Annotated in this window: 18 protein-coding genes and 5 pseudogenes; 7 read left to right on the plus strand and 16 right to left on the minus strand. The window is 67.5% G+C overall.

What is annotated here, in order from left to right:
- Positions 1 to 18 precede the first annotated feature (18 nt).
- The 5 genes from ACZK2V_RS05895 to ACZK2V_RS05915 all read right to left on the minus strand — a co-directional run bounded on the left by ACZK2V_RS05895 (position 19) and on the right by ACZK2V_RS05915 (position 3,560).
- Positions 19 to 657 (minus strand): ferric reductase-like transmembrane domain-containing protein, encoded by a 639-nt coding sequence (locus ACZK2V_RS05895; RefSeq protein WP_486322997.1) that lies wholly within the window; start codon positions 655 to 657, stop codon positions 19 to 21.
- Positions 658 to 708: 51 nt separating this feature from the next.
- On the minus strand, positions 709 to 1,443 hold the full coding sequence (locus ACZK2V_RS05900) for an HvfC family RiPP maturation protein (protein WP_107433632.1): 735 nt from the start codon (positions 1,441 to 1,443) through the stop codon (positions 709 to 711).
- Positions 1,436 to 2,281, minus strand: coding sequence for an HvfB family MNIO-type RiPP peptide maturase (locus ACZK2V_RS05905; RefSeq protein ID WP_107433631.1), 846 nt, complete (start codon positions 2,279 to 2,281; stop codon positions 1,436 to 1,438). Before ACZK2V_RS05905 ends, ACZK2V_RS05900 begins: the two co-directional genes overlap by 8 nt.
- A gap of 57 nt (positions 2,282 to 2,338) precedes the next feature.
- A complete protein-coding gene (locus ACZK2V_RS05910) occupies positions 2,339 to 2,815 on the minus strand; it encodes an HvfA family oxazolone/thioamide-modified RiPP metallophore (protein WP_107433630.1) in 477 nt (158 codons plus the stop codon).
- 100 nt (positions 2,816 to 2,915) lie between these two features.
- Positions 2,916 to 3,560, minus strand: coding sequence for an HvfX family Cu-binding RiPP maturation protein (locus ACZK2V_RS05915; protein ID WP_107433629.1), 645 nt, complete (start codon positions 3,558 to 3,560; stop codon positions 2,916 to 2,918).
- Positions 3,561 to 3,902: 342 nt separating this feature from the next.
- On the opposite strand from ACZK2V_RS05915, the gene ACZK2V_RS05920 reads away from it, so the two are divergent.
- The 6 genes from ACZK2V_RS05920 (at position 3,903) to ACZK2V_RS05945 (ending at position 9,839) form a co-directional block, all read left to right on the plus strand.
- Positions 3,903 to 4,697, plus strand: coding sequence for an alpha/beta hydrolase (locus ACZK2V_RS05920; RefSeq protein WP_107433628.1), 795 nt, complete (start codon positions 3,903 to 3,905; stop codon positions 4,695 to 4,697).
- Between the two features lie 3 nt (positions 4,698 to 4,700).
- Entirely contained in the window at positions 4,701 to 5,246 is a 546-nt protein-coding gene (locus tag ACZK2V_RS05925; RefSeq protein WP_486322998.1) for a redoxin family protein, read from the plus strand.
- Positions 5,247 to 5,304: 58 nt separating this feature from the next.
- The gene (locus tag ACZK2V_RS05930) at positions 5,305 to 6,045 is read left to right on the plus strand and encodes a response regulator (protein ID WP_049461794.1); all 741 of its coding nucleotides are present in this window, start codon (positions 5,305 to 5,307) and stop codon (positions 6,043 to 6,045) included.
- Positions 6,042 to 7,355 carry a sensor histidine kinase gene (locus tag ACZK2V_RS05935; protein WP_486322999.1) on the plus strand — a complete coding sequence of 438 codons (1,314 nt, stop codon included), beginning with the start codon at positions 6,042 to 6,044 and terminating at the stop codon, positions 7,353 to 7,355. Before ACZK2V_RS05930 ends, ACZK2V_RS05935 begins: the two co-directional genes overlap by 4 nt.
- Positions 7,356 to 7,503: 148 nt before the next feature.
- On the plus strand, positions 7,504 to 8,502 hold the full coding sequence (locus tag ACZK2V_RS05940; protein WP_486323000.1) for a hypothetical protein: 999 nt from the start codon (positions 7,504 to 7,506) through the stop codon (positions 8,500 to 8,502).
- 77 nt (positions 8,503 to 8,579) lie between these two features.
- A complete protein-coding gene (locus ACZK2V_RS05945) occupies positions 8,580 to 9,839 on the plus strand; it encodes an MFS transporter (RefSeq protein ID WP_486323001.1) in 1,260 nt (419 codons plus the stop codon).
- A gap of 4 nt (positions 9,840 to 9,843) precedes the next feature.
- Here the strand turns inward: ACZK2V_RS05945 and ACZK2V_RS05950 are convergent, their stop codons facing one another.
- Complete coding sequence (locus ACZK2V_RS05950) at positions 9,844 to 10,791, minus strand: nucleoside hydrolase (RefSeq protein ID WP_049461808.1); 948 nt, start codon at positions 10,789 to 10,791, stop codon at positions 9,844 to 9,846.
- Between the two features lie 151 nt (positions 10,792 to 10,942).
- On the opposite strand from ACZK2V_RS05950, the gene ACZK2V_RS05955 reads away from it, so the two are divergent.
- On the plus strand, positions 10,943 to 11,269 hold the full coding sequence (locus tag ACZK2V_RS05955; RefSeq protein ID WP_486323002.1) for a hypothetical protein: 327 nt from the start codon (positions 10,943 to 10,945) through the stop codon (positions 11,267 to 11,269).
- 148 nt (positions 11,270 to 11,417) lie between these two features.
- On the opposite strand, the pseudogene ACZK2V_RS05960 reads toward ACZK2V_RS05955, so the two are convergent.
- The 10 genes and pseudogenes from ACZK2V_RS05960 to ACZK2V_RS06005 all read right to left on the minus strand — a co-directional run bounded on the left by ACZK2V_RS05960 (position 11,418) and on the right by ACZK2V_RS06005 (position 22,120).
- Positions 11,418 to 12,136 (minus strand): annotated as a pseudogene (locus tag ACZK2V_RS05960) (GntR family transcriptional regulator).
- A gap of 104 nt (positions 12,137 to 12,240) precedes the next feature.
- Positions 12,241 to 13,608: an SLC13 family permease gene (locus ACZK2V_RS05965; protein WP_107433622.1), complete on the minus strand. Its 1,368-nt coding sequence runs from the start codon at positions 13,606 to 13,608 to the stop codon at positions 12,241 to 12,243.
- Between the two features lie 104 nt (positions 13,609 to 13,712).
- A pseudogene (gene mdcH, locus ACZK2V_RS05970) lies at positions 13,713 to 14,631 on the minus strand (malonate decarboxylase subunit epsilon).
- Positions 14,628 to 15,428 carry a triphosphoribosyl-dephospho-CoA synthase MdcB gene (gene mdcB, locus ACZK2V_RS05975; protein WP_486323307.1) on the minus strand — a complete coding sequence of 267 codons (801 nt, stop codon included), beginning with the start codon at positions 15,426 to 15,428 and terminating at the stop codon, positions 14,628 to 14,630. Before mdcB ends, mdcH begins: the two are co-directional and overlap by 4 nt.
- A gap of 51 nt (positions 15,429 to 15,479) precedes the next feature.
- Positions 15,480 to 16,121 carry a malonate decarboxylase holo-[acyl-carrier-protein] synthase gene (gene mdcG, locus ACZK2V_RS05980; RefSeq protein WP_071227770.1) on the minus strand — a complete coding sequence of 214 codons (642 nt, stop codon included), beginning with the start codon at positions 16,119 to 16,121 and terminating at the stop codon, positions 15,480 to 15,482.
- Positions 16,052 to 16,822, minus strand: coding sequence for a biotin-independent malonate decarboxylase subunit gamma (gene mdcE, locus ACZK2V_RS05985; protein WP_486323003.1), 771 nt, complete (start codon positions 16,820 to 16,822; stop codon positions 16,052 to 16,054). Before mdcE ends, mdcG begins: the two co-directional genes overlap by 70 nt.
- Positions 16,819 to 17,725 (minus strand): annotated as a pseudogene (locus ACZK2V_RS05990) (biotin-independent malonate decarboxylase subunit beta). The gene mdcE and the pseudogene ACZK2V_RS05990 overlap by 4 nt, the downstream one beginning before the upstream one ends.
- Entirely contained in the window at positions 17,722 to 18,042 is a 321-nt protein-coding gene (mdcC, locus tag ACZK2V_RS05995) for a malonate decarboxylase acyl carrier protein (protein WP_049398883.1), read from the minus strand. Before mdcC ends, ACZK2V_RS05990 begins: the two are co-directional and overlap by 4 nt.
- A 10-nt stretch (positions 18,043 to 18,052) precedes the next feature.
- Positions 18,053 to 19,694, minus strand: a pseudogene (mdcA, locus tag ACZK2V_RS06000) (malonate decarboxylase subunit alpha).
- Between the two features lie 220 nt (positions 19,695 to 19,914).
- A pseudogene (locus ACZK2V_RS06005) lies at positions 19,915 to 22,120 on the minus strand (TonB-dependent siderophore receptor).
- Positions 22,121 to 22,191: the final 71 nt, after the last annotated feature.

The raw sequence follows: 22,191 nt of genomic DNA on the forward strand, positions 1-22,191 counted from the left end.
GGATCTGACCCCGGCCCGTCAGGCCGCTCGCAGCGGCGGCCGCGCATGCGCACTTCGACGCAGCGCTTGCGCCCGCTTGGCGATCCAGCGCACCACGAAGGCGGTGAACAGCAGCGCCGACGGCACCGCATACCAGAAGTTGCCCGGCACGCGCTTGAAGTACGAGTAGGTGAAAACCGCCGCGATGATCCACATGCCGGTGACGTGCAGGCGACGCCAGGCTGTGGGTCCCATGCGCCGGGCGAGCCCCCGATGCGAGGTGATGGCCAGCGCCAGGATGGCGATGTAGCCCACCGTGCCCGGGAGGTTGGCCAGCGCTGAGCGTGCTGGCCAGAATGCCGGGTTGAGGATGCCGAAACTGGTGATGGCGATGGCATGCAGCAGGTGCGAGAACGCGAAGGACAGGCCGATGATGCGCCGTTCGCGCAGCAGGAACCGGGTGAACGGGCTGGGCAGCAGGCTGGCGAACGACGATGCCGTGAACGCTGCCAGGAACAGCAGGAACGATGTGCGCGCAGTGACCCGGATCGCGGCTCGGCTGCCTTCGGCTGCATCGGGATACAGGGCGAAGGCCGCCAGCGCGAAGGCGATCAGGACCACCGCTACGGCCACGAACAGGCGCCAGCCGTGCAGGAAGGACGTGTTGGAAGGAGCCATGATGAGACCTCGAAGTAGGGGGACGGTAGTGCCGGCCGCTGGCCGGCAACCTCAGAAAGCAGGCAATGCAACCAGCACGCCCGCCGCGCACAGCTCGCCCAGAACAGGCACGCAGGCCATGCGCAATGCGTCCGCTGCCACGCCATGTGTTTCGGGCAGCAGCTGCAGTGCTTCATCCACCGACGCGCTGTCGTCACCGAACACCGACAGCAGCGCGTAGGCCAGCGGTGACAGTTCCTCGGTCTGCAGGCTGAAATCGGCGAGGCGCTGGATCACCAGCAGCGTGGGAGCCGTGCTCAACACCGGCTCCAGCGCCCCGTCCTCATGTACTGGCCACTGGTAGCCAAGCACCCGCACCAACGGCGAAACCGCCAGCACATCATTGCCTGCGGGAGCGCGCTGCAGCGGCCGCCCGCCGTCACGCGCTTCAATGTGCAGCGACTGCTGCGTGCTCTCGTAGTGCGCCAGTTCCGCTGCCCAGCCCGGCAGCGCCAGCGTGTCCTGCACCGCCAGCCAGGCCGCGAACTCGCCCGCGATCCGTGGGAACAACGGCGTGCGGCAGGCGTGCCTCGCGTAGTAGTGCTCGACAGTGTTGCGCCAGCAGGCATCGCCCAGCTGCGACTTCAACCGCGGCAGGCTGCCGGCCAGCAAGGTGTCCAAGCTGTCGATGCACAGGCGGCGGTAGACCGCCATCCGCCGCGCCTCGATGCCATCGGGTGCGGTCTTTGCAGGGTCGCGCACATGATCGGCCCAGCGCCGTTGCAGGGTAGCCAGCGACTCAGCCATGGGCCACCTCGGGCCAACCTGCCTCGGCCTGCGCCTGGCGGATCTGCCCGACCTCGGCCAGCAATTCGGCAAGCGGGGGGAAGTTGAAGTCGCGTTCGAGCAGCGTGGGGCGCACGCCCACCCGCGCATAGGCCTCGCGCAACAGCGCCCAGACCACGCCTTTCACCGGCGCACCATGGGTATCGATCTTGAAGCCGTCGTCTTCATCGAAGTGGCCCGCTACGTGCAGCGAGGCGACACGGTGGGACGGCACGCGGGCCAGGAATTCGAAGGCGTCGTAACCGTTGTTGCAGGCATTGACGAAGACGTTGTTGACGTCCAGCAGCAGGTCGCAGTCGGCTTCGGCGAGCACGGCGTTGATGAAGTCGATCTCGCTCATGTCCGCGCCGGCGATGGCGTAGTAGGAGATGTTCTCCACGGCGATGCGTCGGCCCAGCATCTCCTGCACCTGGGCGATGCGACCGGCGACATGGTGAACGGCCTCGGCGGTGAACGGCAGCGGCAGCAGGTCGTAGACATGGCCGCCGGCGGCGCAGTAGCTCAGGTGTTCGCTGTACAGCTGCACCTGGTGCAGGTCGAGGAAGGCACGGGTCTGTGCCAGCAGGGTGCGGTCCAGCGGATCAGGACCGCCCAGCGACAGCGACAGGCCATGGCAGGTCAGGGGGTGGCGTTCGCTGAGTTGGCGCAGCGCAGCGCCGTGTGCGCCGCCGATGCCGATCCAGTTGTCGGGGGAGACTTCGAGAAAGTCGATGGCTCCGGCCGGCATGGCCAGCAGTTCGTCGATCAGCCCACGGCGCAGGCCAAGACCGGCGGCATGGGCGGGCAGGGGCAGTGACATGGTGGATGCTCCAGAGAGAGGGGCGCCGCCTTGAAGGCGGCGCCGGGTGAACGTCGATCAATCGGCAACGCGGGAGAACAGGCCCTTCGGCATCGGCTTGCCGTTGGCGGTGTAGACGCTGCGCAGGTAGTCGTGCGCTTCCTGCTCGCTGATGTATCCGTCGTGGTCGGTGTCGATGCGGTCGAACTCGGCGGCGCGCTTGGCGGCCACAGCGTTGAACTCGGCACGCGAGACCTTGCCGTCGTGGTCGCGGTCGGTGCGGGCAAACGAGGCGTCGCCGCACTTGCCTTCACCACACTGGCCCTCGGCCACCTTGGCCTTGCCGGCGGGCTTGCCGGTGGCGGTCTTGTTGGCCCCGCACTTGCCTTCACCGCACTTGCCTTCGGCGGCGGCGCTCATGGCCACGGCACTGATCGCCAGTGGCTGGATCGCCGCAGCCTGGCCGGCCAGCAGCAGGCCACCGGCCAGGGCGATGCCGACGGCACCGATGCGCGGCAGGCGGGAGGAGAGGGTGTTCTTGGTCGAGACGGACATGGTGGTGACTCCTTGGGAATGCACGCGGGGCGTGCGGGATGGACGCCGCTTGAAGGCGACGGAAACGAAGGGAAGAAGCGCGGTGAAGGGGCGAAGCGGATCAGGCGTTGCGGCGACGGCGCAGTACGTAGCCCACCAGCAGCACACCACCGAGCAGGGCACCGCCGAAGCCGATGCCGGGCAGCAGCGCGGCAACCGGCAGCAGCAGAGCGATGAGGCTGACGCCCCAGCCCAGGCCGTCATTGCCGACAGGGGCATGCTGTGAGCCGGCCAACAGCCGGTCCACGCTGAGCGCGCCACCGCCGTTGAGGATCAGCGGCAGCAACATGGCCAGGAACAGCAGCGGCAGCTTGAAGTTGCCGTAGCCCTGGTCGGTGATCGCGTAGCCCTGCCAGAGTTCACCCAGGCCGTTCCATTGGTCGGGCCAGTGCACGGCGGCGATGGCAACGATGGTGAGGACCCAGAAGACGTAGGCCACCGAGCGCGTGGCCAGGCCGAGCAGCAGCATCACCGCGCCCACTAGTTCCAGCCAGGTGGCCAGCTGCCAGTTCAGTGATGCGGGCAGGGTGGAGAACGGGAATGGGAAGCGACCTTCCAGGTCGGCGAACCAGTTCTGGCCGCCCAGCTTTTCGCGGCCGGATTCAAAGAACTCCCAGGCCAGCAGGGTGCGCAGCGCCAATGGCGAGAGCCAGCGGCCGACGGCGTCCAGGCGGGGGGTATACACGGAAGAGGCGGTGCTGATCATGGTGGTGTCCTGCGGGCCAGTGGTCGGTGGAGGCCATTTCAGGCGGCGCAGGTATCGGCAACGTGTGCCGTTGCCCGGGGTTTTGTCAGCGACTGTGGCCGCGGCCGGGGTTTCGTACAGTCAGATACAAAGGCGATGTGTCGAGGCACATCGGGGCGGTGCGCGCCCGCGTGCGGGCAGCGATATCCACCCGGTAGCGCCCGGCCGGGCCCGGCGCCCGAATGTATCCCACTGTAGAAACCCGCCTGCGCCCTACAGTCCGGTACAACTCCGCGCCGCGGAGAAACAGCGGTGATACACCGGCAGGCGGAAATGGCCACTCCCAACACCGGAGTGCCACCCATGATCCGTACCTCGTTGCTTGCCGCTGCTCTCGCCCTTGCTGGCGCAGCCGCCCCCGCCTTCGCCAGCCAGGCCGATACCGCTGCACCGCCCACCGTCATCCTGGTGCACGGCGCGTTCGCCGATGGCTCCAGCTGGAGCAAGGTCATCCGCACCCTGCATGACTGGAAGCTGCCGGCGGTGGCCGTACAGAATCCGCTCACCTCGTTGGCCGACGACGTCGCCGCCACCCGTCGCGCCATTGCCGCCGCACCGGGCAAGGTGGTGTTGGTCGGCCACAGCTGGGGCGGCACGGTCATCACCGAAGCGGGCGATGACCCGAAGGTGCAGGCGCTGGTGTACGTGGCCGCGTTCGCACCGGATGCCGGGCAGTCATCGGCACAGCAGGGCGAGGGCTTCCCGGTCGGTCCGGGCCTGGCCCGACTGCAGGAGAGGGATGGCTACCTGACCTTGCCTGCCGATGCGATCGCCCAGGACTTCGCGCCGGACGTGATGAAGAAGTCGGCTGCGCTGCTGTACAGCACCCAGGTCCCGTTGAAGGCCAGCGCGCTGGGCGAGGTGGTGAACGTTGCGGCGTGGCGCAGCAAGCCGAGCTGGTACGTGCTCAGCCGCGATGACCGCATGCTGTCGCCGCAGCTGCAGGCCGCCACCGCACGCCGCATCGGCGCACAGCTGCAGTCGATCGGCAGCAGCCACGTGTCGCTGCTTTCGCATCCGGCGCAGGTGGCCGACAGCATCCTGGAGGCGGCAGGCGTGAAGCCGGCCGAACTGCCGCTGGCCGAGCAGGGGGGCTGAGCGATGGCCGCACTGCGAGGGTATGCACTGCCCCTGCTGCTGGGCCTGCTGGGTGGAGCGGCGTTGCTGCTGGCCTGGCCCAGCGCCGAGGCCGGCGCGCAGCCACTCGACGCAGCACCGAAGGCGGGGTTCGGCGATGGCGGGCCCTGGCACAACAGCCCACCGATGACACTGAAGCAGTTGCGGGGGCAGGTGGTACTGGTCGAGTTCTGGACCTACACCTGCAGCAACTGCCTCAACGTGGCGCCATACGTCCACCAGTGGCATGCACGCTACGCGTCGCAGGGCCTGAGGGTGATCGGCGTGCATACGCCCGAGTTCGCCTATGAAGGGCTGCCCGGCAACGTGCGCAAGGCCATCGCACGGTTGGATATCACCTGGCCGGTGGTGCAGGACAACCAGTACCGGATCTGGAACGCGTGGGGCAACCGCTTCTGGCCCGCGCTGTACCTGCTCGACCGGCAGGGGCGGGTGGTCTACCGCCATTACGGTGAGGGCGACTACGCACGTACCGAAAGCGAGATCCAGCGCCAGCTGGCCAGCCCCTGAGCCGCGCTACCATGGCCGCGCCGCGCGGCGCTGTCCCCCTGCCTTCATCGAGAACGCAATGAACCCTGTACCGCACATCCTGGTCGTCGACGATGACAGCGATATCCGCCAGATGCTGGCCGACTACCTGCAACGCAACGGCCTGCGCGTGAGCCAGGCCGACGGTGGCCGGGCCATGCGCGCGCTGATGGATACCCATGCCGTGGATCTGGTGGTGCTGGACGTGATGATGCCAGGCGAGGACGGCCTGAGCCTGTGCCGCAACCTGCGCGCCGGCAAGCATCGTGCGGTGCCGGTGGTGCTGCTGACCGCCCGCGACGACGAGACCGACCGCATCATCGGCCTGGAAATGGGCGCTGACGACTACGTGACCAAGCCCTTTTCCTCGCGCGAACTGCTGGCACGCATCAACGCGGTGATCCGTCGCACCCGGATGCTGCCGCCGAACCTGCAGGTGAGCGAAGCCGGTCGCCAACTGGCCTTCGGTGCCTGGCGCCTGGATACCACCGCGCGCCATCTGCTGGATGCGCAGGACACCGCGTATCCGCTCAGTGGTGCCGAGTTCCGCCTGTTGCGCGTGTTCCTCGATCACGCCAATCGGGTGCTCAGCCGTGACCAGCTGCTCAGCCTCACCCAGGGCCGCGATGCCGAACTGTTCGACCGCTCGATCGACCTGTTGGTCAGCCGCGTGCGGCAGCGCCTGGGTGACGACGCACGCGAGCCGACCTACATCAAGACCGTGCGCAGCGAAGGCTATGTGTTCAGCGTGCCGGTGCAGTTGCTGGGGCCGGACGAATGAACACCACCGCACGCCGTCCACGCTGGCCGCGCACGCTGTCGGCGCGGCTGCTGCTGGTGTTGCTGGGCGGACTGGCCCTGGCCCACGCACTGTCCTTCGGCCTGCTGTTCTTCGAACGCTACCAGTCCACCCGCAGCATGATGCTGCGCAACCTCGACGAGGATGTGGCGGTGAGTGTCGCGCTGCTGGAGCACCTGCCTGTGGCGCAGCGTGAGGCCTGGGTGCCGCGGCTGGAGCGGCGCACCTACCGCTACCTGCTGCGCCCGGCTTCGGCCGGGCCGAGGCTGCAGACCGATCGTGCACGCCAGGTCACGGCGATCATCGACGACAGCCTGCAGCACCGCTATCCGTTGCAGGCGCGCCAGGTGGCTCGCCTGCCGGAGCGGTTCGAGGTGGAACTGCGCCTGCACGACGGCACACCCTTGACCATTGAAGTCACTCCGTCGGGCCTGCCGCTGGCACGTTGGCTGCCCGCCGTGCTGCTGGTGCAGCTGGCGCTGCTGCTGGTGTGCGCGTGGTTGGCGGTGCGCCTGGCCATGCGCCCGCTGCAGCAGTTGTCGCAGGCGGTGGAACAGCTGCAGCCGGGCAAGGACGGGCCGGCACTGCCTGAAGATGGTCCTGCGGAAGTAGGCGGTGCGGCGGCTGCACTCAACGCGCTGCAGGCACGCATTCGTGGACATGTCAGTGAGCGCCTGCAGATCCTCGCAGCGATCTCGCACGATCTGCAGACCCCCATCACGCGCATGAAGCTTCGGGTGGAGACCCTGCCTGAAGACAGCACCCAGCAGCGACTGCTGGCCGACCTCGACCACCTTGGGCAACTGGTGCGGGAAGGCGTGGCCTATGCGCGCAGCAGCCACGTCGCCAGTGGCGCGCCAGTGTCGATGGACCTGGGGGCGTTCCTGGCCAGCGTGGTCGGCGACTACGAGGACATGGGCAAGCCGGTCAGTGGCGGTGCACCCGCTGGACTGATCGTGCAGACCTGGCCGCAGCCGCTGCGACGGGTGGTCGGCAATCTGGTCGACAACGCAGTGCGCTACGCCGGCGCCGCCGAGATCGGGGCGGGCCGCGATGAGGCTGGCAGGGTATGGATCAGCATTTCCGACCATGGCCCGGGAATTCCCGAGAACCAGCTGCAGGCGGTGCTGGCACCGTTCCATCGGCTGGAAAGCTCGCGCAACCGCGATACCGGCGGCACCGGCCTGGGCCTGGCCATCGCGGTGCAGCTGGCACAGTCGCTGGGCGGCTCGCTGCGGCTGCACAACCGCGAGGGCGGCGGCTTGCGAGCGGAGCTGCAGCTGCCGGGGTAACGGGCGGAGTCAGATCCGTTTGCCGCAGCAAAGGGATCTGACCCCGATGCGAGAGCATCCACGCATGGCGTGGATCTACGGCATTCCTGCACCACCCCGGGATCGGCGATCATCCGCAGCGAGTGTTGAAACCAGGGAGCACCACGCAATGCAGGGAACGCATCATTCAATCCGGCGCCCACGTCACGCTGCACTGCTGATCGCCGCACTGCTGCTGGCGGCCTGCCAGCGCACACCAGACGAACCGGCCGACGCACCCGCTGCCGACACGCCACTTGCCGCGCCGACCACAACAACAGACATCTCGCCTCTGCTCGATGCCCTGCCGACCTGTGCGCTGGACGGCTGGTACATCGATCAGCAGACCGAGCGTCCGGCACATCCCTGGCTGGCCACGAATACGCCGAAGCCCTGCAAGGTGGACGAAGAGAACGAGATCGCCACGTTCTGCGTGCAGGGGCAGTGGAAGGGACTGCCGGTGGAGGAGGTGATCCTGCCGACGATGACCTTCGTCTCGTTCCGTGGCGTGAAGATCGGCCTGCCGCTGGAGAAGGCGCGTCCCATCGTCCGCCAGCGCTTCGGGCAGGAATTTCCGGGCGGCGCGTCTTACGAGCAGGGCCGCGAACCGAAGCTGATGGCCGATCCTGAAGATGCGCAGCGCTCGTGGCTGCTGTGCAGCACGCCGGAGCTGGGAGATGACGCGAGCAGCCAGTCCGGCATGAACCTGCCCTACGACCACGACGGTTGCAGCTACCGCTACAGCCCGGTCGACTTCTGCGATGCGCGGCACCGGGCCGCCATTGAAGAAGCTCTCCAGCATCATAAGCCCAATTTCAACCAGCACTATCTGCTGGTACAGGTCGATGATCGTCCCGAGCACTTCCAGCGCACGCTGGTGCTGGTCGACACCCGCACCGGACGCGCCACGCCATTGCCGATCGATGCCTTCACCGGCCCGGCGGGGAAGGGCGGAGACGCCGCCGGCTACGGGACACTGGAAACGGGCGTGGACCAGCAGCAGTTCTGCCTCAATGGTGCGTTGCTGGTCTACCGCGTGTTCGAGGAAGGCCGCTTCTGCTTCGGCTTTGACGGTGAGCGATTCACCGGCCATGAAACCCAGTACATGCAGGCGACGGACAGCCGATGACCGGTATTTCACCCCGGCCATGACATCCTCCCCGAACCTGCGCAACCGGGATTGGGGCTGTTGAAGGCGAACACGCAATGACTGCCGAGCGGCAGCGCTCGATGTGGGTGGCCGGCCTGTCCACGGTGGTGGAGTGGTACGACTTCACCTTGTATCTGTACTTCGCCACGGTGCTGTCGCGGGTGTTCTTCGGTGGTGGCGAGCAGGCGCTGCTGGTCACCCTGGCCGGCTTTGCGGTGTCCTACCTGATGCGCCCGCTGGGCGCACTGTGCTTCGGCCACCTGGGGGACCGGCTGGGCCGGCGCTGGATGCTGCTGGCATCGATGGCCTTGATGGCAGCGGCGATGCTGGCCACCGCGCTGCTGCCGACAGCGGCCACGGCGGGCACTACGGCGGGCGTGCTGCTGTTGGTACTGCGCTGCGTGATGGCATTTTCGGTGGGCGGTGAGTACACCGGCGTGGTGGCGTACCTGCTGGAAAGCGCACCAGCACGGCGACGTGGCCTGGTGACCTCGCTGGCATCGGCGGCCAGCGAGGTGGGCGCGCTGCTGGCGGTGGCGATCTCGGCGCTTACGGTTGCGCTGCTGCCCACCGCGCAGCTGGACAGCTGGGGCTGGCGCATTCCGTTCTTCTTCGGTGCCGCGCTGGCACTGGTGATCCTGGTTGCGCGCTCGGGCATGCACGAATCGCCGGAGTTCGAACGCCAGCGTCGCGAGGGCAGTATTCCGGCTACGCCGCTTCGCCACGTATTGCGTAACCACCCGCTGGCGGTAGCGCGCACGTTTGCGATTTCGGCGCTGGGGTCGATCACTTACTACGTGGGCATTACCTACGTGCCCGCATTCCTGCACGCACGGGGCCACGATGAGGGCGATGCACTGTGGCTGTCGACGATTGCGGCAGTGGCGGTCATTGCGATCACGCCGTTGTGTGGCGCATTGTCCGACCGCGTCGGGCGACGGCCGATGCTGTTGGGCCTGACTCTGCTGGCGGCGCTGCTGCCGCTGTCCCTGTTCGCGTGGATGGCACAAGCGACGGCGCTGGGCATCGCGCTGGCGGCGGTGCTGCTGGCCTGTGTAGCCGGTGGAGTGAGCGCGGTGGCGGCCCCGGCTACGGCCGAGCAGTTCCCGGGCGAGGGCCGGGTCAGCGGGTTGGCACTGGGGGTGACCATGGCCACCGCATTCTTCGGCGGGGCAACGCCATGGCTGGCGCAATGGTGGGTGGAGCGCAGCGGCTGGGCAGCGGCGCCGGGCGCGATGATCGCGCTGGTGGCGGTGCTGGTGCTGCCGGTGCTGTGGACCCTGCCCGAGACGGTCCCGGGCAGGGCCAGGCGCTAGCAGGTCAGACCTTCAGGGTCTGCTCGATGTCGGCCAGTACCGCGGCCGCATCCACGCCGATGGCAATCGACTGCACCACGTGGCCATCCCACACGCTGGGACCGAACGCCAGGCCTTCCGGCTTGGGAATGGTCATGCCGCGGGCGACACCGTCGGTGGCCACGCGCACGCTGGCGCGCTCGAACTGGAACAGCTCCGGGCGGGTCAGCGCGATGCACGCGCAGCAGTCGTGCACGACCATGCCCTTGTGGCCGGCCTGCAGGTAGAAGTCTACGTAGTCCTGCGACAGCGCACGGACCAGCTCGGCGTCGGCACCGCCGATGGCCGCCAGCGTGTCCAGGCCGTCACGGTCCATTTCCACGCGGGTGGTCACGTCCAGACCGATCGCGGTGACCGGCCAGCTGGCGGTGAACACCACGTCGGCGGCTTCGGCATCGCCCCAGATGTTGGCCTCGGCGGCCGGGGTGATGTTGCCGTTGACGTGGAAAGCGCCACCCATGATCACCACGCCGCGCACCAGGCCGGCGATGTCCGGGGCCTGCTGCAGTGCCAGGGCCAGGTTGGTCATGCGGCCGACCGCGACCAGGGTCACCTCGCCCGGATGGGCGCGGACCAGGTCGATGATCAGCTGATGGGCCGGGCGCGCATCGGCGGCCACGTCCAGGCTGGCCGGCACCGGGTGGTTGCCCAGGCCGTTTTGGCCATGGATGTGCACCGGCCAGGCTTCCGGGGTGGCTTCCGGCTGCAGCGGGCCACCGGCACCGCGCGCGACCGGAGCGGCAAAGCCCCAGGCCTGCTTCAGGTACAGCGCGTTGTGCGTGGTCGACTCCACCGAGGCATTGCCGAAGGTGGTGGTGACGCCGATCAGGTCGATCTGGGCGTGCTTGTGCAGGTACAGCAGGGCCAGGGCGTCGTCGACGCCCGGGTCGGTATCGAAAATGACTTTCAGCATGTTGTTGTTCTTCTTCTTCCGTGTGGTGCGGGGGGCGCCGGCGGCCACGGGGCAGGCCGGCGCGCCCTACATTGTCCCATCTTCATGACAGGCAGGGCCATTGCCGGGGTGGCAGGCCATAATGCCCCCAGTCCAGGCATGGAGTCGCCGAATGCTGATCGTTACCCTTCTGCTGGTCCTGCTGGTGCTGGGCCTGAACGTGGTGGCCACCGTGGTGATCGCGCAGCGCGACGGCCTGTCGGCGGGCGGCCGGACGGTGCAGCTGCTGCTGGTCTGGCTGCTGCCGCTGGTCGGCGCGATCCTGTGCATGGCAGTGGCCACGGCCGATGGCTCACCCGCGCGGAGCGATGGCAGTGGCGGTGGGCCCGCCGATTTTTCCGGCGGCTATTCCGGGGACAGCCACAGTCATCACAGCTACAGCAGCTCCGACTGCAGCAGTGATGGCGGTGGGGGTGAAGGCGGCAGCTGCGGCGATTGAGACCTCTGTAGAGTCGAGCCATGCTCGACTGCACTTCGCTCCAACGCTGCGGTGCCTGATCGAAAGGCAGTCGAGCATGGCTCGACTCTACAGAACAGCGGTTGGCTGCGGCCGGTAGTGCCGGCCGCTGGCCGGCAACCCCAACAGCTCAGCCGCCGCCTTCGGTCGGCAACGGCGCCGGTACGTTCAGCAGCCCGCCTGCCGCCACATAGGCGGCCAGTGCCTGGCCCTGGCTCAGCAGATGGCGTTCCATGGTGCGTTCGGCAGCCTGCGCGTCGCGGCGGCGGAAGCATTCCATCAGCTCGCGGTGTTCGGCCAGCGACTGCGCGGTGCGACCCGGGGTCAGCAGCTGACGGCCACGATGCATCTTCAGGATGCGGTGCAGGTCGTGGGTGATGCGGATCAGCCAGGGGTTGCCCGCGTAATGCTGCACGGTTTCGTGGATCAGGTAGTTGTTGCGGTAGTACTCGGCGATGTTGCCCTCGGCCGCAGCCGCTTCCATCGCTGCATGCAGGTCTTCGAGCTGCTGCACGCCGGCATCGTCGATGTGCTTCACCGCCTCATGCGCGCAGCGGCCTTCCAGCATCGCCATCACCGGGAACAGCTGGTTGAGGTCTTCCAGCGTCAGTCGCGTGACCCGGCTGCCACGACCCGCATCGATCTGCACCAGGCCTTCGGCGGCCAGCAGCTTCAGCGCCTCGCGCAGCGGCGTGCGGCTGATGCCCAGTTCTTCGCACAGCGCGGGCTCGTCGATCCATTCTCCCGGCGGCAGCCGGTAATCGTAGATGCGCTCGCGCACGTGTTCGGCCACCTCTTCGTACAGGGGGGGCGCTTCTTCGGTGACCGCGGGGCAGGGGCAATGGCCATGGTGGAAGTGTACCGCCAGGTAGTGCCGGCCGCTGGCCGGCAACCCATGATCGCTGGATGGCTTCATGAGAGTGCCGGCCAGCGGTCGGCACCCCGCTGGGCGGTTACATCCAGCCCGGCACCACGAACACCAGCCAGGCCAGCAGCGGTCCGAGCGCAACCACCAGGCCGCTGTACACCAGGAAGCGGCGGAACAGGGTCTCGCGTTCTTCCTTCGCGGCCGAGGCCACCACCAGTGCGCCATTGGTCGAGAACGGGCTGACATCGACGATGGTGGATGACACCGCCAGCGCGCAGATCACGCCGGCGGCGCTGAGGTGGCCCTGCATCAGGAACGGCACCGCCAATGGGATCGTCGCGCCGAGTACCGCTGCCGACGAAGCGAATGCGGAGACAATGCCGCCGACGTAGCAGACCAGCAGCGCGCCGAGCAGCGGAATGCCGATGTCGGACACGCCATTGCCGATGAAGTCCACCGCGCCGGCATGTTCCAGCACGCCGATGTAGGTCACCACGCCGCAGATCAGCAGCACGGTGGACCAGCTGATGCCATCGACCGCACCCTTCTGGCTCTGCGGGGACAACAGCGCCAGCGCCACCGCCACGGTGATCGAGACCAGGCCGACGTTGAGGTTGTAGATCAGCGCGGCCACGCCCAGGCCGAGCAGGCCGATCAGGGTGAACAACCGCTCGCGGGTCAGGTTCACCGCATCCAGTGCTACCGGATCATTGCTGAGCGTGCCGCCGCCTGCCGCGACCAGCGCGCCATGACCTTCGATCGCGAACTGGCGCGACGACGCCTGCGGGCCACCGGCCATCGCCAGCTCGGCAGTGCCGAGCGTTCCTGCTGCGGTGATCGAGCCACGGCGCAGCAGGGCGATGCCACCAAAGGCGAAGAAGCAGATCGTCGCCATCATGAAGTTGAAGCCCAGACTGGTCAGGAACACCGCCATCTCGGTCACTTCCAGCCCGGCCTTCTGCACCACGCCATTGGTGATGCTGCCGTACACGCTGATCGGCGAGAAGCCGCCCGCCTGCGCACCATGGATGACCAGCAGGCCCATCATCAGTGGATTGATGTTGTACTGCTTGGCAAAGCGCAGCGCGACCGGGCCGATGATCGCGACCGCCGCCGGGCCCAGTGCACCGAACGCAGTGAGGACCGCGGTGATCACGAACATCACCCACGGAATGGCCACGATATGGCCGCGCACGGCTTTCACTGCCCAGTGCACCAGCAGGTCGATGGTGCCGTTCTTCTGCGCGATGGCGAACAGATAGGTAATGCCGACCAGGGTCAGGAACAGATCGCCGGGGAAGCCGGCCAGCACCTCTTTGCCCCCCATGTCGACCCACAGCCCGCCGATGATGAAGGCCAGCGCGAAGGCGACGGCGCCCATGTTGATCGGCATCGCGGTGGCGACGATGAACATGATCACCAGACCGATGATCGTTGCGATTTGTGGACTCATGCGCCCTCCCAGACACGTGACTCACGTACAGCGCGGATGGAGACCCGCCATCCCGGGGTAAGGCGACGTACTGCGTGTTGCGTGATACGTACTGCTCGAACCCGTTACTGCAGCCGCTCCAGCGCGCTGCGGACCCACGCCGCGGCGCCTTCAAGGCTCTGGAACTCTTCCACCGCGCGCACCTCGCAGCACGGATAGGCCGGCGCGACCATGCGCGCCAATGCGTTGCCCGGGCCCAGCTGCAGGAACACCCGCGCGCCACGCTCGAAGGCCTGGCGCATCACCTGCGCCCATTCGATGGTCTGCGCGAGCTGCGCCGACAGCGTGTGGACTGCCGTTGCGCGATCCCGCACCGGTCGCGCATCGATGCCGGCCAGCAGCGGCAGGCGTGGGGCCTGCAGTGGCGAGGCGTCGAGTGCGGCAGCGAACGGTGCGACCGCCGCTGCCAGCAACGGTGTGTGTGCAGGCACGTGCACCGGCAGTGGACGGATGTCCGCACCCTGCGGCCGCGCGGCATCGGCCAGCCGCTGCAATGAGGCGTGCGTGCCGCCCACGATGAAATGGTCCTGCCCGTTGGCGATGGCCACGTGCGCTCCGTGCAGATCGCACAGCGGCTGCAGTACATGGCGTTCCAGGCCAAGCACTGCCTGCAGGCCTGCATCGGCGGGGTTGGCACTGTCCATCAACAGCGCGCTGCGCAGCCAGGGCAAGGCAGGTGGCCGCATCGACGCCGCCGGCGATGGCATGTGCGGCCAGCTCGCCGATGCTGTAACCCGCGATCACCGTCGGCGTTGGCAATACCTCGCGCAGGCCCTGCCAATGCGCCAGGCTTGCTGCGCACAGCAGTGGTTGCGCCCGCACATTGTCGAAGCGGTCGTCGGCCGCCGCAGCAGCGAATACATCGCGGCCGAGCAGTTCGCTCGTGGCATCGAGCACCGGCCGCGCGGCAGCCAGATCGCGCACGCGATCGAACATCGCCGCGTGCTGCGCGCCTTGGCCAGGGCAGAGCAGGGCCAGGCTCATGCCTGCTCCTGCTGCAGCAGGAACACGCTGCAGGCCAACAGGTCTGCGCTGCCGCCCGGGCTCAGCCGGCGCATGACGAAGCCGTCACCGATGCGACGCAGATGTACCTGCCAGTCCGGCGCGAAGGTGCCGCCGGCGTCCAGGAAGGTGCGTGCCTGCCGCTGGGCCCAGCGCAGGCCGTCGGCGCCGCCACGGTGCAGCAGGTTGAGGTCATCCACGCACGCGATCAGCTGCATCAGGGTCTGGCACATCGCGGCCTCGCGCGGCAGGCCGCTGGCCAGTGCGTGGCGCAGGGCAGGCAGTGCCACTTCGCGCAGCAGCGGGTAGCCGGCGGCCGCTTGTTCGCGCACGCCTTGCACGCCGTGCCGTGCACGCGCGCGCTGGCCAGGGCTGTTCGCATCCAGAGGCGCGTCGGCGAGCTCGGGCGCCCAACGGCGCACTTCCTGGCAGACCTGCTCGGCTGCGGCGACACGGCCCGCGCGGCCCCAGCAGGCAGCGGACGCGGCCACCAGCAGGCCAAGGCTGAAGATCGCACCGCGATGGGTGTTGATGCCCGCAGTGGCGTGCAGCATCGATATCTCGGCGGCGATGCCATGCCGGCGCAGCGTCTGGAACGGCGCCGCGCTGGCACCGGCGTCGGCCACGGCGATGAAATAGTGGCGCAACGCGAACAGGCTGCGCAGGAAGGTGCCGGCATCCATGTCGTGGTGGCTGCCGCAATCGAACGGTGTAACCAGTCCCGGTTTGGGGGCAAGGGCCAGTTCGGCGTGCAGGCTGGCGATGGCAAGGCGCCCCAGGCGCGCTGTCCACCGCCGGGGTGGACCGGGCGACGCGCTTCACGACGGCGTTCATGCGACAACTCCAGTGGCGTTGAACAAGGCCTCGCGCAGTTCCAGAGCGGCACCATCAATGCGTTTGACCAGTACTTCGCGGCTGCGACCGGCGTATTCGCGCCAGTTCACCGCGCCACCATCCACCAGGCACAGTTCGCCATCTACGCGATGCCCGTAGGCGCTTTCCCAGTGCTGCAGGCGTTCGACCAGCAGGTCGGCCTGGCGCGCGTCATCCACCTGCCACAGCAGGTCGATGTCCGAGCGCGGGTGCACATAGGGCAGTCCGCTGAGGTGCTGCCATGCGAAGGCGCCGAATACGCGGGCTGGTGCAAGCCGCAGCATTGCCTGCAACGCCGCCTGCCAATCCGCCGGAACGCCGCCGGCGAGAACGTGATCCAAGGGAGGGGGAGGCTGCAGCTGCTGAACGTCCTGCAGGGTCACGCGCAGCGCCAGCCGTTGCTTGCCTTCGCTTGGCGGTAGCGGTACCCCCAGGCGCAGCCGAGGGTCGGGGTCGTCCGCCGCACAGCGCGCCACCATGGCCGGCAGGCCCTGCGCGAACCACGCTGCCAGGCGTGGTTCCTGTGCAGTCACGTCAGCCCGCCAGTCGGCATCGGCCGACAGCCAGGCCAGCGTGTGGCGGGCGGGCCGCTCAGGCATCGCCGTGGGCCACCGCAGATGAAACGCCTGCCGCCAGGGCACGACCGCCGCGCTGTGCGCCGCGTGCGGCACGCAGGTCGCCTTCGGCGGGCGCGCAGCGCCTGCAGCAGGTGCTGGGCAAGATCGCCCTCCCACAGCGATTCCACCGCACCCATCGCCACGTAGTTCTCCACGCCCGGCGCGAACACCGGCGAGCTCTGGCTGAGTGCCTGCAGTTTCTCCAGCGGTTGCTTGGTCACCCGCGCCATCGCGCGCAGGTCCATCACCCGCACCTGTGCATCGGGCAGGGCGTGGATGTGGTCGGCCATCAGGCCGAACGACAGAAAGCCGCCGCTGACCGACTCGCCATAGACCAGGGTCACCAGCCGCGCACCGCGTCGGCGTGCCAGATCCAGCGTCTGCGCCAAGTGAGCGAAGTAGCCGTTGATGCCAAGCAGTTCGTCACGGCGTGCCAGGCGTTGGCCGGCGGTGTCGACCAGCATCACGATCGGTCGCTGTGGAAGCGCGGCGGTGCTGGCAAGCACGGTTTCGGCCAGTGCCAATGCGTGGTCCACACCGACATCGAGTTTGTCGGCGGTACCGATCACGGTCACCTCGCCATCCTCGGTGGTGGCGCTGCCGGTCAGCACCGAATCGTTCACGGCAATGGCATGCCCATGCGGGAACAGGGCATCGAGCAGGGTCTGCAGCGGCATGCTCATGGCAGGCTCCGGTCGGCGGTGGCGATGAGGAACGCATCGGTGTCGAGCAGCGGCAGTCGCTCGGGGGCAGTGATACCCAGCCGCGCCCAGATCTCCAGGCCATCGCGGCAATCGCCCCAGGCCTGCACGCGCGCCTTCAGTGCCGCATGGCGTTCCTGCAGCGCGGCCAGTGCAGTATCTGGATCGGTGCTGCTGGTATCGGGCTGCAGCGCATTGCTGGCAGCCTGCGCGAACGCCTCGATGGCATCGGGCACCAGCACCTGTGCCTGGTCGATCAGGTAGCGGTGCTTGCCTCCCGTTACGCGCCAGACCAGCGCACGATCGCGGGAATCGAACTCTTCCACACCACGCACGGTCTCGATTACTTCCGGCCCGGACAGTGACAGCCGGCCTTCCTCGGACATGACCACCGTGCTGCAGCAGCGGGCGACGATGCCCATGCCACCGAATGCGCCGTTGCCGCTGCCGATCAACGCCACCACGGGGACGCCTGCAGCGCGCATCCAGCGTGGCGCGCATGACCTCGGAAATGGCGATGAGCCCTGCATTGGCTTCGTGGAGGCGCACGCCACCGGTATCGAGCATCAGCAGCACACCGTCAGGTCGGGTTTCCGCTGCACGGTGCAGCAGCCCGGTCAACTTGGCGCCGTGCACCTCGCCCACGCCGCCGCCCATGAATTCACCCTGCTGTGCGGCCAGCAGCACGCGTCGGCCGCGCAGTGTGGCTTCGCCGACAACGATACCGTCGTCGAACGCCGCGGGCTGGTCGAGCTGTGCCAGGTGCGGGCTCATCATCCGCCGCGTAGGGCCCAGGAATTCACGGAACGAGCCGGCGTCGATCAGCCCGGCGATGCGCTCGCGTGCATCGGCTTCGTAGTAACTGTGGCGCTGCGTCCGGTTCATCGTGGATCTCCAGCAAGCAGCGTTTCCACCGCCTGGTCCAGGCGCAGGCTGACCACCGCCGGGGTTGCGCCGGCGTCGTTGATCGAGACGCGTACATCGCGCAGTGGATGGCGCTGTGCGAAATCACCGATCACCGCCTCCCAGACGCGGCCAAAGCCCTGCGCGGCGGTGATGATGCGCACCGTCATCGCGCCGTCCAGTGCAGCCGGTTCCAGCAGGATTTCCAGGTTGCCCGAGGCCAGTACGCCGACCAGCACTGCATCGCGCGGAAACTGCACCGCCGTGTGTCCTTCGAATCGATAGTCGAGGGTTTCCATGCTCAGCCCCTTACCAGTTGCGGAAGCGCTTGGGCGGGTCGTACAGGCCGCCGGACCAGCGCACCAGGTCCTTCACCGAACGCGCCGCAAGCAGGTCACGGCTGGCATCGCGCACGGAGATGCCGAGGTCATCGGGACGGCGGATCACGCCGCGGTCGCGCAGGTTCTCCACCATCGCGCGGTCGCGCCCCATGCCCACGGCGGTATAGCCGGACACGCCGCGGATCGCCTGTTCGCGCTCTTCAGGGGTGCGGCACAGCAGCAGGTTGGCGATGCCTTCTTCGGTCAGTACATGGCTGACGTCGTCGCCATAGATCATCACCGGTGGCAGCGGCATGTCCGCGCTCGGCCAGCTCCCAGGCGTCCAGCCGATCGACGAAGGCCGGTGCCATGTGTTCGCGGAAGGTTTCCACCATCTGCACCACCAGCTTGCGGCCACGCGGCATCTCACCGGGGCGTGCGGCCTGCTGGCCGGCCTTGACCCAGGCCTCGCTGGCATGGCGGCGGCCACGTGCATCGGAGCCCATGTTCGGTGCGCCACCGAAGCCGGCGATGCGGTCGCGGGTGGCAGTGGAACTGTTGCCCTGCAGGTCGATCTGCAGGGTGGAGCCGATGAACATGTCACACGCATACAGGCCGGCGGTCTGCGAGAACGCGCGGTTGGAGCGCATCGAGCCATCGGCACCGGTGAAGAACACATCGCTGCGCGCGGCGATGTACTTCTCCATGCCCAGTTCGGAACCGAACGAATGCACCGATTTGACGAAGCCCGATTCGATCGCTGGAATCAGCGCCGGGTGCGGATTGAGCGCCCAGTGCTGGCAGATCTTTCCCTTCAGCCCGAGCGATTCGGCGTAGGTCGGCAGCAGCAGCTCGATGGCCGCGGTGTCGAAGCCAATGCCATGGTTGAGGCGGTTCACGCCGTACTCGGCGTAGATGCCCTTGATCGCCATCATCGCCATCAGCACCTGGATCTCGGAGATCTGCGCCGGATCGCGGGTGAACAGCGGTTCGATGTGGTTCGGCTTCGGCGCCTGCACCACGAAGTTGATCCAGTCCGCAGGAATATCGACGCGGGGGAGGGTGTCGACGATCTCGTTGACCTGGGCGATGACGATGCCGCCACCAAACGCCGTGGCCTCGACGATCACCGGGGTGTCTTCGGTATTCGGCCCGGTGTACAGGTTGCCGTGCCGGTCTGCGGCCTGTGCTGCGACCAGGGCCACGCGTGGGGTCAGGTCGATGAAGTAGCGGCCGAACAGTTCCAGGTAGGTGTGGATGGCACCGATCTGGATGCGCCCTTCGGCCACCAGGTTGGCCAGCCGCACCGATTGCGGGCCGGAGAACGAGAAGTCCAGTTTCGCGGCGATGCCGCGTTCGAATACATCCAGGTGCGAGGGCAGCGACAGCACCGACTGCACCATGTGCAGGTCGTGCACGCGGGCCGGGTCAAGATCGGCCAGGGCCTGGGCGAGGAAATCGGCCTGCTTCTGGTTGTTGCCCTCCAGGCAGACCTTGTCGCCTGGCTCCAGCAGTGCGTGCAGCAGCTCGCCCACGTCGGTGGCGGCGACCTCACGTCCCCGCGCCCACGGCGCGGCACGTTCCAGGCGGGCCTGGCGGCTGCGTTCCAACGTATCCCAGCTCGGGTTCATCGACCGGCTTCCGATTGGTGTCGATGTAATTACGGCATAATTATGATGGGCGTGCAACCCGCGGTGCAGCAAATGAAAGGGCCCGCACAGAGGCGGGCCCATTCAGATTGAAATGGAGGATGACCGCATCGATCGGGGTAGTGCCGGCCGCTGGCCGGCTCCGCGTCATCGATGCATCGCTTGGAGCCGGCCAGCGGCCGGCACTACCGTTTCTGGTGGCTCAGAACTTCCAGCGCAGGCTGGCCGACACGAAGCGCGGTTCGCCGTAGTTGTTGTAGTCCAGATTCGCCCAGTAGGTCTTGTCCAGTGCGTTGCGCACGCTCAGGGTTGCCGTCCAGTTGTCGCTGATGCGGTAGTTGGCGTTGAACTGGACCAGCATGTAGGCCGGCTGGTTCACCGTCACCGTGCCGCCCAGCGGGTAGGCGATGTTGTAGCCCTGCACCTTGCTCTGCCACTGCACGCCACCGCCAACGCTCAGGCGTTCCAGCGCACCGCGCAGCTGCAGCTGGGTGTTGAGCTGCAACAGATCCTCCGGCGGGTTGGCGTACAGCAGATCGGTGGCGGCGCGGGTGACTTTGACGTGGGTATAGCCGGCGTTGACCGTCCAGCCCGGCAGGATCTCGCCATTGACGTCCATCTCCCAACCGCGCGCCTTGGTGCCGTTGACGCCGACGTAGGCGGAGGTGCCATCGCTCAGCGAACCCTCCGGCACGCCCATGTCACGCACCGCGTAGTTGTCCTGCTTGGCTTCGAACACGGCGGCATTGGCGGTCAGGCGGCCATCGAACCACTGCGTCTTGATGCCCGCTTCCAGGTTCGAGCCCTGTACTGGCGCCAGCAGGTTCTCGTTGCGGTCCTTGAAGTTCTGCGGGTTGAAGATCTCGGTGTAGCTGGCGTACGCCGAGACGTTCGGCGTGATGTCGTAGACCAGGCCCACGTACGGGGTGACTTCATCACTCACCTTGTATGCACCGCTGGTGCCGGTGTAGGCGCCTGCGGCGTTGTAGGAGCGGCTGAGGGTTTCCCAGCGGCTCAGGCGTGCGCCGGCAATCAGCGACAGCGGATCGGCCAGGCGCAGGCGGGTGGCCAGGTAGATGCCACTCTGCGTGGTCTTGGCCACGCGGCGCGCCGGTACGGCGGTAGGTGACCTCGGAGATGTCGCCGTTCCAGCTGTACACGTTGGGAATGTAGTAGCAGCGTTCGCGTGCACCCGTGGCGCTGACACACGTTGCCCAGTCGGCCGGGAAGTTCAGTGCCAGGGTATTCGTCGTGCCTTCCAGGTCCGACCACTGGGCCCCCACAGTGAGGTCGTGCTCACGGCCGAACAGGTCGAAGCTTCCGGTCAGGTAGGCATCGACGTTGCGCCGGGTGTCCTTCGAATCACCGGCGGCCGCACGCAGGAAGATGCCCGAGCCGGTCACCGGGTCCGGCTCGCCAGTGCCGTACAGGCGCACATTCTGCACGTTGCCGCGGGTGTAGGCGGTGTTGATCTTCAACAGCCAGTTGTCGCCGAAGCGCTGTTCCAGGTTGGCGAAGGCAGTGTTGCTCTCGCGCTTCCAGTAGCTCCACTTCGGCGACAGGTTGGTCGAGCGCGGCAGGTGCGCGAAATTGCCCTGGTTGTCGAAGAACGGCACGGTGCCCCAGGTCGAGCCGGTCGGATTGTTGTCCTGGCTCTGGTAACCGAGGGTGATCGTGGTGCTGTCGGTGACGTCGCCTTCCAGCACCGCCATGCCGGCCATCTTGTTCTCGTCGTAGCGGTCGTAATACAGGCCACGATCGGTATAGGCGGCGACCACGCGGCTGCGGAAACGGCCGTCATCGGTCAGCGGCGCGGTCACGTCCGCCTCCATGCGCCGATAGTCCCAGCTGCCGGCGCTGATCGCGAACGAGGCATCGAACTCCTTGCCCGGCCGCTTGCGCAGCAGGTTGACGGTGGCCGACGGCACGCCGGCGCCGCTGAGCAGGCCGTTGGCACCGCGGATCACTTCGATGCGGTCGTAGAAAGCGGTGTCGTATTCCTGGTTGGTGGAACCGCTGTAGGTCGGGATGCCGTCGATCTGGAAGTCAGTGATGGCGAAGCCGCGTGCGTAGTACAGCGGGCGCTGGGTGTCATAGAAGGACACGCTGACGCCGGTGACGTTGCGCATCACGTCGTTGATGCTGAACAGCGATTCGTCCTGCAGGCGCTTCAGGCTGATCGCAGTGGCCGACTGCGGGGTTTCCTGCAGTGTGATCGGCAGGCGGGTGGTGCTGGATGGCGGAGCGGACTGCTCGGCACGGACGCTGACCCGGTCCAGGGTCTTGGCATCGGATGCATCGGCGGCGGCCTCGGCGAACGCCGGAGACGCGACCAGCGCGAGCGAAGAGAGCAGGGCAGCCGGCAGCAGCGCACGGCGGGGCAGGCGGTTACGGAACGTCAGGGACATGGTGGGTTCGAAGCTCGGAGACGGGAAGGGGGCGGCAACAGTCGTCCAGCACCCGGGGCGGCGGCTTCGGG

This window comes from Stenotrophomonas sp. 93052_Sma (assembly GCF_056481145.1).